Annotated in this window: 13 protein-coding genes; 6 read left to right on the top strand and 7 right to left on the bottom strand. The window is 58.8% G+C overall.

What is annotated here, in order from left to right:
- Positions 1 to 6 precede the first annotated feature (6 nt).
- The gene (locus tag LT42_RS20035; protein WP_037016831.1) at positions 7 to 1,422 is read right to left on the bottom strand and encodes an acetyl-CoA carboxylase biotin carboxylase subunit; all 1,416 of its coding nucleotides are present in this window, start codon (positions 1,420 to 1,422) and stop codon (positions 7 to 9) included.
- A gap of 195 nt (positions 1,423 to 1,617) precedes the next feature.
- Here LT42_RS20035 and LT42_RS20040 point away from each other — a divergent pair, with 195 nt between their 5' ends.
- A complete protein-coding gene (locus tag LT42_RS20040) occupies positions 1,618 to 2,568 on the top strand; it encodes a LysR family transcriptional regulator (RefSeq protein WP_037016834.1) in 951 nt (316 codons plus the stop codon).
- Here the strand turns inward: LT42_RS20040 and LT42_RS25425 are convergent.
- The 3 genes from LT42_RS25425 to LT42_RS20055 all read right to left on the bottom strand — a co-directional run bounded on the left by LT42_RS25425 (position 2,522) and on the right by LT42_RS20055 (position 5,913).
- Complete coding sequence (locus LT42_RS25425; RefSeq protein WP_081955424.1) at positions 2,522 to 2,752, bottom strand: PA3496 family putative envelope integrity protein; 231 nt, start codon at positions 2,750 to 2,752, stop codon at positions 2,522 to 2,524. The genes LT42_RS20040 and LT42_RS25425 overlap by 47 nt on opposite strands.
- Before the next feature lie 110 nt (positions 2,753 to 2,862).
- Entirely contained in the window at positions 2,863 to 3,729 is an 867-nt protein-coding gene (gene hexR / locus LT42_RS20050) for a transcriptional regulator HexR (protein ID WP_037016839.1), read from the bottom strand.
- Positions 3,730 to 3,846: 117 nt separating this feature from the next.
- A complete protein-coding gene (locus tag LT42_RS20055) occupies positions 3,847 to 5,913 on the bottom strand; it encodes a putative bifunctional diguanylate cyclase/phosphodiesterase (RefSeq protein WP_052075338.1) in 2,067 nt (688 codons plus the stop codon).
- 169 nt (positions 5,914 to 6,082) lie between these two features.
- On the opposite strand from LT42_RS20055, the gene uvrD reads away from it, so the two are divergent.
- The 3 genes from uvrD (at position 6,083) to LT42_RS20070 (ending at position 9,929) form a co-directional block, all read left to right on the top strand.
- On the top strand, positions 6,083 to 8,266 hold the full coding sequence (gene uvrD, locus LT42_RS20060) for a DNA helicase II (RefSeq protein ID WP_037016841.1): 2,184 nt from the start codon (positions 6,083 to 6,085) through the stop codon (positions 8,264 to 8,266).
- Between the two features lie 273 nt (positions 8,267 to 8,539).
- Positions 8,540 to 9,394, top strand: coding sequence for a Tim44 domain-containing protein (locus LT42_RS20065; RefSeq protein WP_037016843.1), 855 nt, complete (start codon positions 8,540 to 8,542; stop codon positions 9,392 to 9,394).
- A 127-nt stretch (positions 9,395 to 9,521) separates the two neighbouring features.
- Positions 9,522 to 9,929 (top strand): SMI1/KNR4 family protein, encoded by a 408-nt coding sequence (locus tag LT42_RS20070; protein WP_037016846.1) that lies wholly within the window; start codon positions 9,522 to 9,524, stop codon positions 9,927 to 9,929.
- Between the two features lie 44 nt (positions 9,930 to 9,973).
- Here LT42_RS20070 and LT42_RS20075 read toward each other — a convergent pair whose 3' ends face one another.
- On the bottom strand, positions 9,974 to 11,728 hold the full coding sequence (locus LT42_RS20075; RefSeq protein WP_037016849.1) for a cation:proton antiporter: 1,755 nt from the start codon (positions 11,726 to 11,728) through the stop codon (positions 9,974 to 9,976).
- A gap of 304 nt (positions 11,729 to 12,032) precedes the next feature.
- Between LT42_RS20075 and LT42_RS20080 the strand changes: the two genes are divergently transcribed.
- Entirely contained in the window at positions 12,033 to 12,518 is a 486-nt protein-coding gene (locus tag LT42_RS20080) for an acyl-CoA thioesterase (RefSeq protein ID WP_037016851.1), read from the top strand.
- A gap of 19 nt (positions 12,519 to 12,537) precedes the next feature.
- On the opposite strand, the gene pdxY is transcribed toward LT42_RS20080, so the two are convergent.
- On the bottom strand, positions 12,538 to 13,404 hold the full coding sequence (gene pdxY, locus LT42_RS20085; protein WP_037016853.1) for a pyridoxal kinase PdxY: 867 nt from the start codon (positions 13,402 to 13,404) through the stop codon (positions 12,538 to 12,540).
- 134 nt (positions 13,405 to 13,538) lie between these two features.
- Between pdxY and LT42_RS20090 the strand changes: the two genes are divergently transcribed.
- Positions 13,539 to 13,931 carry a DUF3301 domain-containing protein gene (locus LT42_RS20090; RefSeq protein WP_037016855.1) on the top strand — a complete coding sequence of 131 codons (393 nt, stop codon included), beginning with the start codon at positions 13,539 to 13,541 and terminating at the stop codon, positions 13,929 to 13,931.
- Between the two features lie 20 nt (positions 13,932 to 13,951).
- Here LT42_RS20090 and LT42_RS20095 read toward each other — a convergent pair whose 3' ends face one another.
- A complete protein-coding gene (locus LT42_RS20095) occupies positions 13,952 to 14,914 on the bottom strand; it encodes a CobW family GTP-binding protein (protein ID WP_037017601.1) in 963 nt (320 codons plus the stop codon).
- Positions 14,915 to 14,951: the final 37 nt, after the last annotated feature.

The raw sequence follows: 14,951 nt of genomic DNA on the forward strand, positions 1-14,951 counted from the left end.
ACGTGTTCATAAGCCCGCATGGGCGGCAATGGCGGCGGCGATGGCCAGGGCGAGCTCTTCAGGCTTGCGCTTGATCGAGTAATTAGTCAGCTCGGGGTGGCTTTCAACAAAGCTGGTGTTGAACTGCCCGCTGCGAAATTCCGGGTTGCGCAGGATTTCCTGGTAGTACGCGGCCGTGGTCTTAACGCCCTGCAAACGCATGTCATCGAGCGCCCGCAGGCCACGGTCCATCGCTTCCTCCCAGGTCAGCGCCCAGACAATCAGCTTCAGGCACATCGAGTCGTAATACGGTGGAATGGTGTAGCCGGTATAGATAGCCGTATCCGTTCGCACACCAGGGCCGCCCGGCGCGTAGTACCGGGTGATTTTGCCGAAGCTCGGCAGAAAACCGTTTTTCGGGTCCTCTGCGTTGATCCGGAACTGCAACGCGAAACCGCGATGGATGATGTCTTCCTGTTTGACCGACAGCGGCAGCCCGGAGGCGATCCGAATCTGCTCGCGCACAATGTCGATCCCGGTGATTTCCTCGGTGATCGTGTGCTCGACCTGAACCCGGGTATTCATCTCCATGAAGTACACCTCGCCCTCGGCGAGCAGAAACTCCACGGTGCCGGCGTTCTCGTAGCCCACCGCCTTGGCTGCACGCACGGACAGATCGCCGATGTAGGCACGTTGCTCGGGTGTCAGTTGAGGGCTGGGGGCGATTTCGATGAGCTTCTGGTTGCGGCGTTGGATGGAGCAGTCGCGCTCGAACAGATGCACGACGTTGCCAAAGCTGTCGCCGAGAATCTGCGCCTCGATGTGCTTGGGGTTGACGATGCACTTTTCGAGAAAGACTTCGGCCTTGCCAAACGCCTTGGTGGCCTCGGAAATAACCCGCGGAAATGCCTGCTCGAGTTCTTCCCGACTGTTGCAGCGACGAATGCCACGACCGCCCCCACCCGAGGTGGCCTTGAGCATGACCGGATAACCGATGCGGTCACCCTCAATCAACGCTTCAGCGATGTCAGCGACGTTGCCTTCAGTACCCGGGGTAACCGGGACGCCAGCCTTGATCATGCTGCGGCGGGCTTCGGTTTTATCCCCCATGCGCCGAATGACTTCAGCGGACGGGCCGATGAATTTAATCCCTCGCTCTGCGCAGATTTCTGCCAGCTCTGCGTTCTCCGATAAGAATCCATAGCCAGGGTGCAAAGCATCGCAGCCGGTTTCTACCGCGAGGTTCACCAACTTGCGCGGGTTCAAATAGCCTTCAAGCGGCTCCGAGCCGATGCCATAGGCTTCGTCCGCGCGCTTCACGTGGAGCGCATGCCGGTCGGCTTCCGAGTAGATCGCCACTGAGCGGATGCCCATCTCGGCGCAGGCGCGCACGATTCGGACCGCGATTTCCCCCCGGTTTGCGATCAGGATTTTTTTTATCACTGGAATTTCCTCGACCGATTAGCGGATGGACCAGAGGTCTGGCCCATGCCGCATGACATTCCGTTACCGCGTATTGCAATGCGGGTGAAGCCACCCTATGACGGATCATCAATTAACAAAAATGAGTAAAAATTGGGTGAACCATAAGTAAAACCTTATAGTTGCAAGTATTAGTCTGCCGAGAATGGGAAAAATATGCGTAAGTCATTGATGCGCATGACATTGCGCCAGCTGCGCATTTTCAACGAGGTGTGCGACCTACGCTCGTACAGCCGGGCCGCCGAAGAGATGTCGCTGACACAGCCGGCTGTGAGCCTGCAGATTCGCCAGCTTGAGGAATGCGTGGGCCAGCCGCTATTTGAGTACGTGGGGAAGAAGCTCTATCTCACACAAGCGGCAGAGGCACTGCAACTGGCCAGCCGGGACATCTTCGGCCGGCTGGAAAATCTCGACATGCAACTGTCGGACATGCAGGGCTCGCTGCAGGGGCAACTTAAGCTGGCGATCGAATCCAGTGCCAAGTACTTCGTTCCCCACCTGTTCGCAGCATTCAAGCGCAGATTCCCGGAGGTGATGCTCAATCTTACCGTCGTCAACCGGGCTCAAGTGATACGGCGCCTCTCGGACAACCGTGATGATCTAGTGGTGATGTCGATGGTCCCCCAAGACATGGGACTGGAATTCTTGCCCTTTCTGAACAACCCCATTGTCGCCGTGGCTCGTCCTGATCATCCGCTCACCTTGTCGCCGGGTCTCTCGCTGAAGGACCTTGAGGCGGCAACATTGGTGGTACGCGAACAGGGCTCGGGCACACGGAAAGCGTGCGAGGAATACTTCAAGGAAAAGCGCATTCATTTCGAGGACACCCTGGAGGTGTCGTCGGCCGAGGCGCAGCGTGAATGCGTGGTGGCGGGGCTGGGCGTTGCGCTACTGACACGTCATGCGCTGAGCCTGGAATTGGCCACCGGCATGCTGATCGAGCTGCCAGTGGCCGAATTGCCGCTGTATCGAAGTTGGTGCGTCGTGCAAGCCCGGGATAAACGTCTGTCACCGGTCGCTCATGCGTTCCTGGATTTCATCCGGACGGAGCGTACGCAGATCAGCGAGCTGGTCGCGCGCTTTGATGGCCACCTTCCGAAGCGCTAACGCCCTGCCAGAAATGAGCAGACGCACCATCCAGGTAGTCGGAGAGTTCCTGGTTCAAACGGCGCTCTTCGGAGTGGCTCTCGATTGCCCGCCGAAACGCCATGCGGCGCTGGTCTTCCTGCTGGCGGCGAGTCTTGCTGCTGGAGGTGCTGTGCTGGTGCGAGTCATCGTAGTGCCGAGGCATATCCTGTCTCCCATTCGTGTGCGGGAGTACAGAGTGGCGTCGAGCGGTGACGATCAGGCGTCGGAAGCGTTACAGCTTGGTGAATGTTTCAACGCTGGGCAGGCGTTGACTCAGTCCTCGGACGACTTGATCGACTTGGGCGACAACCGCAGGCTGCGCAAGCTGCGCTTCACGCTTTTCAGGTGATTGACCAGGCTAGGCCCGCGCGCCATTGCCACGCCCATCGCCAGGACATCAATGACCACCAGATGCGCGATTCGCGAGGTGAGAGGCGTGTAGATTTCGGTGTCTTCGTGCACGTCAATCGCGAGGTTGACCGTGGACAACTCGGCCAGGGGCGTCTGGCTAGGGCACAGAGTGATCAGATTGGCGCCGCTTTCACGCACCAGATTGGCGGTGATCAGCAGGTCTTTCGAGCGTCCGGATTGCGAGATGCACACAGCAACGTCTGTGGGCTTGAGCGTGACCGCCGACATTGCCTGCATGTGCGGATCAGAGTAGGACGCTGCCGTCAGGAGTAACCGAAAGAACTTGTGCTGAGCGTCTGCGGCGACCGCGCCAGATGCCCCGAACCCGTAGAACTCGACCCTGTGCGCGGCTGCCATTACTGTCACCGCCGCCTGCAGCGCATGAGGGTCGAGCTTCTCGCGTACTTCCATCAGTGTGTGCAGCGTGGTATCGAAAATCTTCAGGCTGTAATCAGCGACCGAGTCGTCTTCATGAATGGCGAACTGGCCGAAGCTGGCACCAGCGGCAAGGCTCTGCGCAAGCTTGAGCTTCAGGTCCTGAAAACCGGTACAGCCAATGGCACGGCAAAAACGCACGATGGTCGGCTCGCTGATGCCGACTGCATGGGCCAGATCGGCCATGGAGCTGTGCATCACGGCCGCCGGATCGAGCAGCACGTGGTCGGCTACTTTCAACTCCGACTTGCGCAAGAGATGGCGTGACTGGGCGATGTGCTGCAACAGATTCAAAGGGCAGGACTCAAGTGAAGGATGGGCCGGGCTGTAGCTTTCTTGTAGTTATACTACATGACCTGCAAACCGCACAGCTAAACGATCTCGCCGAGGTTGACCGATCTTGGTCGAGGGTCAGGTCGCTTTATAGTGTAGGGCTTTTCGTACGGGACTCCAGGCTTCAGTCAGACGACTGCGCAGGATTTCACCCATGACGTCCGCCTCCACCGGCCGACTGATCAAGTAGCCTTGTACTTCATCGCAACCGTGGGTCCGCAAGAATTCCAGTTGCTCGCAGTCCTCCACACCTTCGGCCACCACCTTGAGGTCCAGACTGTGGGCCATCGCAATAATCGCCTTCGTAATGGCTGCGTCTTCGGCACCCTCATTCAAACCGCGGATAAAGGCCTGGTCGATCTTCACGTAGTGCACCGGGAAACGTTTCAGATAACTCAACGAGGAATAACCGGTGCCGAAGTCGTCGATGGCCAACTTCACGCCGAGGGCACGCAACTGCTGAAACGTGGTGATGATGTGCTCGACACTTTCAAGCAGCTGACTCTCGGTCAACTCAAGCTCGAGGTATTCGGGCGCAAGCCCTGTTTCTTCGAGCACCTGCCGCACCAGACTGACTAACTTGCCCTGGCGCATCTGATGCACCGACAGGTTGACCGACACCCTGATGGCAGCGAACCCTTTACGCTGCCATTCGCAGGCCTGATGACAGGCTTTTCGCAGCACAAACTCTCCAATATTGGCGATCAACCCGGTCTCTTCAGCCAAGCCGATGAACTCCCCGGGAGAGATCAGACCACGCTCTGGGTGACGCCACCGCACCAGCGCTTCCGCTGAGTTCAGGCGTCCGCTGTGGAGCTCCAGCTTGGGCTGGTAAAAAACCTCCAGTTGCCCTTCTGCAATCGCTCGGCGCAGTTGGATTTCCAGCTCCAGCCGACCGGGGGTGTGGGCCTCAAGGCTGTCGCTAAAAAACTGAAAGTTATCGCCACCCAGATGCTTGGCGTGCTGCATTGCCATGTTTGCCTGGCTGACCAGCGCGGATATGTCCCGGGCGGAACCCGGCAGCAAAGCGATCCCTATGGAGGCGCTGACGACCAGTTCATGGCCCGAGACCGATATCGGCGAGCGCAGCTTGGCGAGCAGACGCGTCGTAATACGCGCCAGGGCGGTCAGGTTGCCGTGGCTGTCGAAGAGCACGGCGAACTCGTCTGCGGACAAGCGCGCCACCGTATCGGCCCCTGCCACTTGGGCATTCAGCCGACGGGCGACGAGGCGCAGCAATTGGTCGGCGATATCGTGACCCAGGCTGGCGTTGAGCAACTTGAACCGATCCAGATTGATATGCAGCAGGGCCAATGTGCGCCCACCCTGACGTGCCCGCTGATTGGCCTCACGCAATCGTTCGTTAAAAAGTGCCCGGTTGGCCAGGCCTGTCAGCTCGTCGTAATGAGTCAGGTAGCGCGTGCGCTCTTCATATTGGCGCGTCAGCTCACGGTTGAGCTCGTCACTTCTGGCTTGGGCCTGCTGAAGGTGCTCAATCAGGGCGACGTTCTGGAATCGGCGGATCAAACCGCGCTCGATCAATCGATTGACCTGACCGGCCACGACAATCAGCGCCAATAACAGGATCAATCCCAGCCATCCCCATCCGTGAAGGTGTGGGTCGCCTGCCAGGAACAGATAAACAATGGGCGGCAGCAGGCAGGGCAACGTGAAGGTCAGGAATGCGGGGATGCTCACCGCGTAGGCCACGCTGGCCGACAGCGTGGCTGCGCCGAGCAGGCCGAACAACCACGCTTGCTGAGCCAGGCTTGGCGCTGGCACCAACACGAGCGCAGCAGTGGACAGCGTGAAGCCACTTACACAGGCGCCAGCCAGAAACATTCGATTCCAGAGCGGCTGCGAGCGTCGCTCAAGCGACGCCGACCTGAATGCCGCAACCTGAAGCACGCGCAAGGACACCAGGACCGACAGCCATCCCAGCCACACGGCAACCAACACATATCGCTCCGGACTCCAGAGCAACCACGCGCAGAGCAAACCGTTGATGAACATGAAAAGCGTCGGCAGCAATGAGCCTTGATAGAGAAGACGGGTGCGCTCGACGGCAAGCTGGGTTGCAAACTGCCTGCTGATGACACGTCGTGTCGCCAGGGAGTCTGCCGGGGCTTCGGAGCTGGGGGTCATGGCGATTCTTATAATTGGTGGCCTTGAACGTTCGCGGAGGATACACAAGGGAGCGCCTGGACCAAACAGTCATCCTTGAAATCGGCGTACGGGCCGATACAACGCTCAACAGCATGACCGGCCAGCGTTAGGGTTTGCCCACGCCCTCACAGCACCCTAGAATGCCTCGATGCGCGATGATCTCTCTCTTCTGCTTAACTCCCTCAACGATGCCCAACGCCAGGCTGTAGCTGCCTCCGTGGGTCGTCAGTTGGTCCTGGCCGGCGCTGGTTCCGGCAAAACCCGTGTGTTGGTGCACCGTATCGCCTGGTTGATTCAGGTCGAGAACGCCTCGCCGCATTCGATTCTGTCGGTGACGTTCACCAACAAGGCCGCTGCCGAGATGCGCCATCGCATCGAACAGCTGATGGGCATCAACCCGGCCGGCATGTGGGTCGGCACGTTTCACGGCCTGGCCCATCGCCTGCTGCGGGCTCACTGGCAGGAAGCGGGTCTGAGCCAGAGCTTCCAGATCCTCGACAGCGACGACCAGCAGCGTCTGGTCAAGCGGGTCATGCGCGAGCTGAATCTGGATGAGCAACGCTGGCCGGCACGGCAGGCACAGTGGTTTATCAACGGCCAGAAAGATGAAGGGCTGCGGCCCAAACATATTCAGGCGGGCGGCGATCTGTTCCTGGCCACCATGAAGTCGGTGTACGAGGCTTACGAGGCTGCCTGTCAGCGGGCCGGCGTAATCGACTTCTCGGAGCTGCTGCTGCGTGCGCTCGACCTGTGGCGCGACAACCCTGGTCTGCTTGCGCATTATCAGCGGCGTTTCCGTCATGTCCTGGTGGACGAATTCCAAGACACCAACGCCGTTCAGTACGCCTGGCTGCGTTTGCTCGCTCAGGGCGGCGACAGCCTGATGGTCGTCGGCGATGACGATCAGTCCATCTACGGTTGGCGCGGCGCAAAAATCGAGAATATTCACCAGTATTCCGATGACTTTCCCGACACCGAGACCATTCGCCTGGAGCAGAATTATCGCTCCACTGCGAGCATCCTGAAGGCGGCCAACGGTCTGATCGTCAACAACAGCGGCCGATTGGGCAAAGAGTTGTGGACGGACGTCGGCGACGGTGAGCTGATCAGCCTTTATGCCGCTTTCAACGAACATGATGAAGCGCGTTACGTCGTCGAGACCATTGAAAGCGCGATCAAGACCGGCCTCGCGCGCAGCGACATCGCCATTCTCTATCGCTCCAACGCCCAGTCGCGAGTGCTCGAAGAGGCGTTGCTGCGCGAGCGCATTCCGTACCGTATTTACGGCGGCCAGCGGTTCTTCGAGCGCGCCGAGATCAAGAACGCCATGGCATATCTGCGCCTGCTGGACGGCCGCGGTAATGATTCAGCGCTGGAGCGGGTGATCAACGTGCCGCCCCGCGGAATCGGCGAAAAGACCGTCGAAGCGATTCGCGAGCATGCGCGTCACGCTCACGTTTCGATGTGGGAGGCGATGCGTTTGCTCGTCGCCAATAAAGGCCTGGCCGGTCGCGCAGCAGGCGCACTGGGCGCCTTTATCGAGCTCATTGAAAATCTCGCCGCCAAAGCTGCTGACATGCCACTGCACTTGATGACCCAGACGGTCATCGAACAGTCCGGCCTGATCACCTATCACAAGGAAGAGAAAGGCGAGAAAGGCCAGGCCCGGGTGGAAAACCTTGAGGAACTGGTCAGCGCTGCGCGCGCATTCGAGAACAGTGAAGAAGAGGAAGACCTGACGCCCCTGGCAGCCTTCCTGGGTCACGCTTCACTGGAGGCCGGTGACACTCAGGCCGATGAACACGAAGACAGCATCCAGTTGATGACGCTCCACAGCGCCAAAGGCCTGGAGTTTCCATATGTGTTCCTGGTCGGCATGGAAGAAGGCCTGTTTCCGCACAAGATGAGCCTGGAAGAACCCGGTCGCCTTGAAGAGGAACGCCGTCTTGCGTATGTGGGCATTACCCGGGCCATGCAGCACCTGGTAATGACTTACGCGGAGACCCGACGCCTGTATGGAAGCGAAACCTACAACAAGGTTTCGCGTTTCGTGCGCGAGGTGCCGCCCAACCTTATTCAGGAAGTGCGCCTGTCCAACAGCGTGACGCGTCCGTTCGGCGGCTCGAAGACGATGGCTCCGAGTCGCTTGTTCGACGGCGAAAACATCCCGCAGAGCCAGTTCTCGCTCGGTCAGCACGTGCAGCACGCTGTGTTCGGTGAGGGCGTTATCCTGAACTTCGAAGGTTCCGGGGCGCAGGCGCGGGTGCAGGTAAACTTTTCTGAAGGCAGCAAGTGGTTAATGCTGGGGTACGCAAAGCTGGAGCCCGTCTGATCGGCCTTTGATACAGCGTGCCGGGATCAGGGAAGTCTCTGGCACAGCTGTCTCGATTCGGGTGCGTCCGTCGGGACGTCGCCTCGGTGCTGCTCTTGCATTCCCACAACCGTCCCCCCATCTTTCCTACAGAACTTTCTCCACCTGCCTACGACCCAAGTCGGACGGGCATGATGAAGCTCCACGCAAAAGCCGGAAACATATGGCTGCTGGTCATACCCACTTGTCCTGTGCAACATGGCGCGCGTGCAATCCACAAACGGGAATTCCCTTATGCAACGTTTTCTTAGCATCGCTTTGGCAATGATTATCGGGCTCACCATGAGCCTCGATGTCAATGCTGCGCGCTTCGGTGGTGGCAAGAGCATGGGCTCGGCGCCAAGTCACCAGGCGCGCCAAACAGCTCCTTCTGCTCCTGCCGCAGCACCCAACGCCGCTGGCCGTCCTGCGCCTGCTGCGGGCGGTGCTTCCAAATGGCTGGGCCCATTGGCCGGTCTCGCCGCCGGTGGCCTCCTGGCCTCCATGTTCATGGGCGGTGGCTTTGAGGGCATGCAGTTCTTCGACATCCTGATCATGGCGATCATCGCGTTCGTGATCTTCCGCTTCATCGCGGCGCGTCGACGTAAACAGCAACCACAAATGGCCCCTGCTGGCGCTCCGTTCCAGCGTGAAGCCTTTGAACAACCACAACCTGCACAGAACTCGATGTTTGGCGGCTCTGCATCTGCAGCAACAGCCCGTCCGGTAATCAACGCGCCGGCCTGGTTCAATGAAGAACGCTTTCTTGAGGCGGCACGCAGCCACTTCCAGTCGTTGCAACAGCACTGGGACGCGAACGAGATGGACAAGATCTCCGAGTTCGTGACCCCACAGATGCTGCAGTTCCTGAAAAAAGAGCGTGCAGATCTGGGTGAAGGCTTCCAGTCGACCTACATCGACAACCTTACCGTGCAGCTCGACGGTCTGGATGATCGCGCCGACAAAACCATCGCCACGCTGACCTTTGCCGGTGTGTCGAAAACATCGCGCTTCGACCAGGGCGAAGTGTTCAGCGAGAGCTGGAACATGGAACGCGCCCAGGGCGACAACCAGCCTTGGCTGGTTGCAGGTATCCGCCAAAACGGCTGATACCACTGAGCAGCTGCAAATGAACCCCGGACTTGTTCCGGGGTTCTGTTTTTATAGAAGCCGAGTTAATTTGGCGTTGTCTTTAAGCTGCTGTATAACCCGCGCAAATCGTTAGAGGATCCACGTCGTGGAAGAAGTCATCGAACAACTCCGTGAAGCCAATGAACCGGTTCCTGTCCCGCTCGAGCTGCCTGATGAAGACCAACTGGTCGAGATTGAAGAGCAGCTGTTCATCAACATCCCGTTTGTCTTCAAGGAGTTCTTGCTGACCGTCAGCGATGTGGTCTACGGCAGCCTTGAACCGGTCACCGTGACCGATTCAGGCTCACACACCTATCTCCCGGAAGTGGCAGCAACTGCTTGGGACATCGGCGTTCCCCGTGAATTGATCCCGCTGTGCCAGGACGGTGACGATTACTACTGCGTCGAAGAAGACGGCACCGTGGTGCTGTGGTCGGGCGAGGAAGAAATCGTCACCGAAGACAGTTGGGAATCTGTCTGGCACTGGGCGCGGGACGTCTGGCTGGAAAGCTGAAACGCCGACCTGCTGTCCCGAATATCGGACTTGGGGCTCGCGCCTCAAGGCTCCGGGTGATTACCCAGGGTTTCCAGTAACGCGACCTGCATTCGCGTGTGAACCCGAATAAACCAGCGCCACAATACGGCGGCCACGATGGCCGCCACGACGACGATCAGCACTAGCCACTCGCGCGTTGGCAGCATGCTGGAGGACAGCAGTGCGATCAGCAGGAAAATCACCATCAATGAAAGCAAGGGGATCACTTCAGCGATCACCCGGCGGACACGTGCTGTGTGCCTGCCAGCCATTTCCGGCTTCACATTCAGCTCTGCCAGGAGCATCGAAAGCGCTTTGAGCTTCCGATAGGCAGCGATCAGAAACGGAAGTGACAGCAGCAAAGACGCGCCCCAGATCCAGGCCTTTTGCTGACCGACATCACTCACCCAATCGCTGAAGTAAACGCCGATGCGCTCGGCGAAGAACGCACCGGTAAAAAATATCGCGATAACCAATGCCAGATTGATGCCGACCTGCAGCAGGATCTTTCGGACCATCGCTGCCAACAGCGCGCCTTCCCCTCGAGGCTGAATACTGCGCAACCATTCTCCATACATACCGAAACCCCGGGCCATCCTCTCGGGAACGACGGCGCCCAGCGTGTGCGACAGAGGATCTGCGGCGCGTATGAGGTAAGGCGTGAGTAAAGTCGTGATCGCGGACACCGCCACCGCAACGGGGTAGAGAAAGTCGCTGGTGACCTGCAGCGTCATCCCCAGCGCTGCGATGATGAAAGAGAATTCGCCGATCTGCGACAGACCCATGCCTACTCTTAACGATGTTTTGCCGTCGTTTCCCGCAATGAAAGCACCGAGGCCGCAGGAGATCATCTTACCCATCACCACCGCGACGGTGATCACCGCGATGGGCCACGCGTAATCCAGCAGAATTTTCGGATCGATCATCAAGCCAATCGCAACAAAGAAGATCGCACTGAACATGTCACGGATGGGCTCGACGAGATGCTCAATCTTCGCCAGCTGCCTGGACTCAGCCATGATCGCCCCGATCAGAAAAGCGCCCAGCACCATGCTGTACTCAAGCTTCACCACCAGCAGACAAAACCCGAAACACAGGCCCAGTACCGTGACCAATAGCATTTCGTTACTTTCAAATTTTGCGACGTACGCCAGCAGGCGCGGGACGACAAGGATGCCGACGACCAGCGCGACGACCATGAATAGCGACAGTTTGCCGACGGTGGAAAACACCTCTCCGGAGCTGACTGAGCCACTCACGGCGATGCCCGACAGCAGCGCGATAATCCCGATCCCCAGAATGTCTTCGACAATCAGCACCCCGAAGATCAACTGAGCAAAACGCTGGTTTTTCATTTTCAGGTCGTTCAGGGCCTTAACGATGATGGTGGTAGACGAAATGGCCAGAATGGCGCCGAGGAACAGCGAGTCCATGGTGTTCCAACCGAAGAACTGCCCGATTTCGTAGCCGATCCAGATCATCAGGGTGATTTCGAGAAACGCGGCGATGAACGCCGTTGCCCCCACCTTGAACAGCTTGCGAAGGCTGAATTCCAGGCCCAGGCAAAACATCAAAAAAATCACGCCCAGTTCGGCGAGGGTCTTGATGGTTTGCTCATCGTGAATGAGGCCGAATGGCGGGGTATGCGGGCCGATGATGAAGCCAGCAACGATGTAGCCGAGAACCACGGGCTGCTTGAGTCGATGAAACACTACCGTTACAACGCCGGCCACGAGCATGATCACAGCCAGATCCTGAATGAAGCTGATGGCATGCATACGCGCGGCTCCTGCTGACAAGCGATTCAATGCGCGTACCCGTCAATCGATACAAATGCCGTACGAAATATCGCCAACAAGGCTCGAAAAATCTGACTGGTACGCAGGATTTAGCCCATCCGGCGGCTTTCGCAGGTTAACACCGCACAAAATCGGATAAAGCCGGTGCAATATATGGAAACAGATGGGAACGGGCGTGACGGCAGAGCAGTCGTCGGCGTCCCGGTATGGATGGATTTGCTGCCAATCTGCATTCGAGCACCTGAGCAAGGTGCCTTCTGACCTTTTGAACCGTGAGCACGTTATGGAACCCGGAAACGCCCAGCTGTCGATGACTGTATTGATGACCCCGGACATGGCCAATTTCTCTGGCAACGTTCACGGCGGGACGCTGCTGAAGTACCTCGACGAAGTTGCCTACGCATGTGCGAGCCGGTATGCAGGCCGCTATGTGGTAACGCTGTCCGTAGACCAGGTGATTTTCCGTGAGCCTATTCATGTCGGCGAGCTGGTCACCTTTCTGGCATCGGTCAACTACACCGGCAACACGTCCATGGAAGTGGGCATTAAGGTGGTGACTGAAAACATCCGCGAGCGCTCGGTTCGTCATACCAACAGCTGCTTTTTCACCATGGTGGCGGTGGATGACCAGCGCAAACCGGCCAGCGTACCGCCATTGTCGCCCACCAACAGCGAAGACAAGCGTCGTTACGTGCAGGCACAACAACGCCGCCAGATCCGTCAGGAACTGGAGAAGCGTTATCGTGAAATCAAGGATGAGCCGGTTTGACTCAGCGCCGGGTTTCGGCTTACAGCCGGACCGCCTCGAACCTGACGCGCGGGTGAGCGATTCGGTCCTGCGCGCGCACCAGCTCCAGCTCGTAGCTGCCGCAGGCCTGGGTCTCCAGCAACACCTCGTGCACCGCCGAGGCTGCAAATTCAAACGCGCTGCGCAGGTTGTCACCCAGCAGAACTCTGGAAAGAAACAAGCCCGAAGTTAAATCGCCCACCCCAACCGGCTGTCGCGGAAATGCCAGAAGCGGCCGGCGCAGGTGCCAGCTTTCGTCTGCAGTGACCAGCAGCATTTCGAAGCCGTCCGCAGGCTTGCCCGGGTAAGCCAGGTGCTTGACCACAACCGCCTTGGGGCCTCGGGCAAGCAGCGCACGCGCCATGCCGAGGCAGTCAGCCAGCGAGTCGGGCTGACGACCCGAGAAGCTGTCCAGCTCAAGCTGGTTAGGGCAGAGGAAATCAGCAACCGCCGCGGCTTCATCAAGCAGGAAATCGCTGACCTCCTGCGGCACGATGCAGCCCTTTTCCGGGTGCCCCATGACAGGGTCACACAGGTACAGCGCGCGAGGGTTGGCGCGTTTGATTTGCGCAACGGCGGTTAAAATCGCTCGCCCCTGCGCGGCGCTCCCCAGGTACCCGGACAGCACCGCGTCGCAATTGCCCAGCTCGCCTATCGCGGCGATGCCCTGGACCAACGCCGGGATTTGCTGCGGCGCCAGCACTTCGCCCGCCCACTGGCCATATTGCGTGTGGTTGGAGAACTGAACGGTATTCAACGGCCAGACATTAATGCCGATACGCTGCATAGGGAACACGGCTGCGCTGTTCCCCGCGTGACCAAATACGACATGCGACTGGATGGCGAGTAGATGGGGCGAACGTTTCATGACAGGTTCCTGAGACCGGGAAAGCACAGTAGTGGCGATGCCGGTCGAAGTGAAGCGAAATTAAACTTTCGGGCTATGGCTGTCTGTCACTCGACGCAGTTAAGCTGCAGGCATTCTGTTGGAGTCTTTTTTCCATGCTGACACTGGGCAACATTTTCGTGCTGATGCTGTTGGCGAGCGGCGCCGCTTGGCTGTGGCACGCCCACGGCCTGCGGGAGCGGGCGCTCGAAAGGGTCAAGCAGCATTGTGCCAAGCTTGACCTCGAGTTGCTCGATGGCAACGTGGCGCTGAAGCGAGTGACCTTCAAGCGAGACAACGAGGGCCGCAAGCGTTTGGCGCGGGTCTACAACTTCGAGTTCACCGTGACTGGCGAGCATCGTCATCCGGGCACGATCACTATGTTCGGTGCCCATGCGGCGCAGATCGAACTGGCGCCCTACCCGTTCGAAATCAAGGACCCCAAGCCAACCGCCGAGATCATCCAGCTGAGCCAGTGGCGGCAGGAGCACAATAAGTGGAAGCAGTGATCAGCTGTGGATAACCCGCTTTACACCAGGCAGGCCGCCATCGCCTGCTGCATCGCAGCCTCATCCTGAGGACAGTCGAAGATCAGCTCAAGACGTGAGTCTTTGCGCCACTCGCTGTGGGTCCAGCTTAAATCCTCTTCACTCAGAGCGTTGCTTGAGACCCATCCCCGTTCGCTGTGGATAACCATTTTTGCACGCTGCCAGCCCAAAGACCGTAACCAGGCATGTACATGTGAGGCATCAAATACGCGCTCAGGGTGCCAGCGCCAGCCTATGCTCCAGCCTTCGGCCTGCTGCTGGATCAAGCAGACCGGCGCCATCGCGTCGGGCCATGCTCCGGGCATTTCTGCCAGAGACTTGGGTAGTGCAGGATCGTCTGCGCCCATCTGGGCCTGAACGTTGATCCCTGGCAGTAAATCCAGAGGCAAAACACCGTGGTCGGTCCAGTGCACCGCGCAGTCAGGTAGCGCAGCGGTGACTGCATGCCGCTCTGCACCATTGAGCCCGGCTGACTTGTTCAGCAGCAGCAGGCCCGCGTGCATCAACGCTTCTTGCTGGGCGCCGGGCAACACCGTGCCGCTGGTCAGCGCCTGGGCATCCAGCACCATGACACTGGGTTGAACCGCCAGAACACCGGCCCAAGGCGCAGCGTGTAACTGCTTGATCAACTGAAGCGGATGCCCTAGCCCGGAGGGCTCAATGAGCAGGCGATCAGGTCTGCTCTTGCGCAACAGACGTCCGAGACCCACCTGGAACGGTACACCGTTAACGCAGCACAGACAGCCGCCAGCCACTTCCCCAAGTGCGATACCATCTTCGGCGGTCGTCAACAGCGCAGCATCCAGGCCAATCTGGCCGAACTCATTGATCAGGACAGCCCAGCGCTCGTGCCTGGGCTTGTGCCTCAAAAGATGCCTGATCAGGCTTGTCTTGCCAGCGCCCAGCGGGCCGGCGATGACATGAGTGGGGATGTTCTGCAGCAGGTTGGCCATGTTTAACATCGCTCCCGAGATGAGCGCT

This window comes from Pseudomonas lutea (genome assembly GCF_000759445.1).
Classification (GTDB): domain Bacteria; phylum Pseudomonadota; class Gammaproteobacteria; order Pseudomonadales; family Pseudomonadaceae; genus Aquipseudomonas; species Aquipseudomonas lutea.

Coding starts and splice junctions, on each gene's coding strand:
- LT42_RS20040 (WP_037016834.1), top strand. CDS start 1,618: ATGCGTAAGTCATTGATGCGCATGACATTGCGCCAGCTGCGCATTTTC.
- LT42_RS25425 (WP_081955424.1), bottom strand. CDS start 2,752: ATGCCTCGGCACTACGATGACTCGCACCAGCACAGCACCTCCAGCAGC.
- LT42_RS20055 (WP_052075338.1), bottom strand. CDS start 5,913: ATGACCCCCAGCTCCGAAGCCCCGGCAGACTCCCTGGCGACACGACGT.
- uvrD (WP_037016841.1), top strand. CDS start 6,083: ATGCGCGATGATCTCTCTCTTCTGCTTAACTCCCTCAACGATGCCCAA.
- LT42_RS20065 (WP_037016843.1), top strand. CDS start 8,540: ATGCAACGTTTTCTTAGCATCGCTTTGGCAATGATTATCGGGCTCACC.
- LT42_RS20075 (WP_037016849.1), bottom strand. CDS start 11,728: ATGCATGCCATCAGCTTCATTCAGGATCTGGCTGTGATCATGCTCGTG.
- LT42_RS20080 (WP_037016851.1), top strand. CDS start 12,033: ATGGAACCCGGAAACGCCCAGCTGTCGATGACTGTATTGATGACCCCG.
- pdxY (WP_037016853.1), bottom strand. CDS start 13,404: ATGAAACGTTCGCCCCATCTACTCGCCATCCAGTCGCATGTCGTATTT.
- LT42_RS20090 (WP_037016855.1), top strand. CDS start 13,539: ATGCTGACACTGGGCAACATTTTCGTGCTGATGCTGTTGGCGAGCGGC.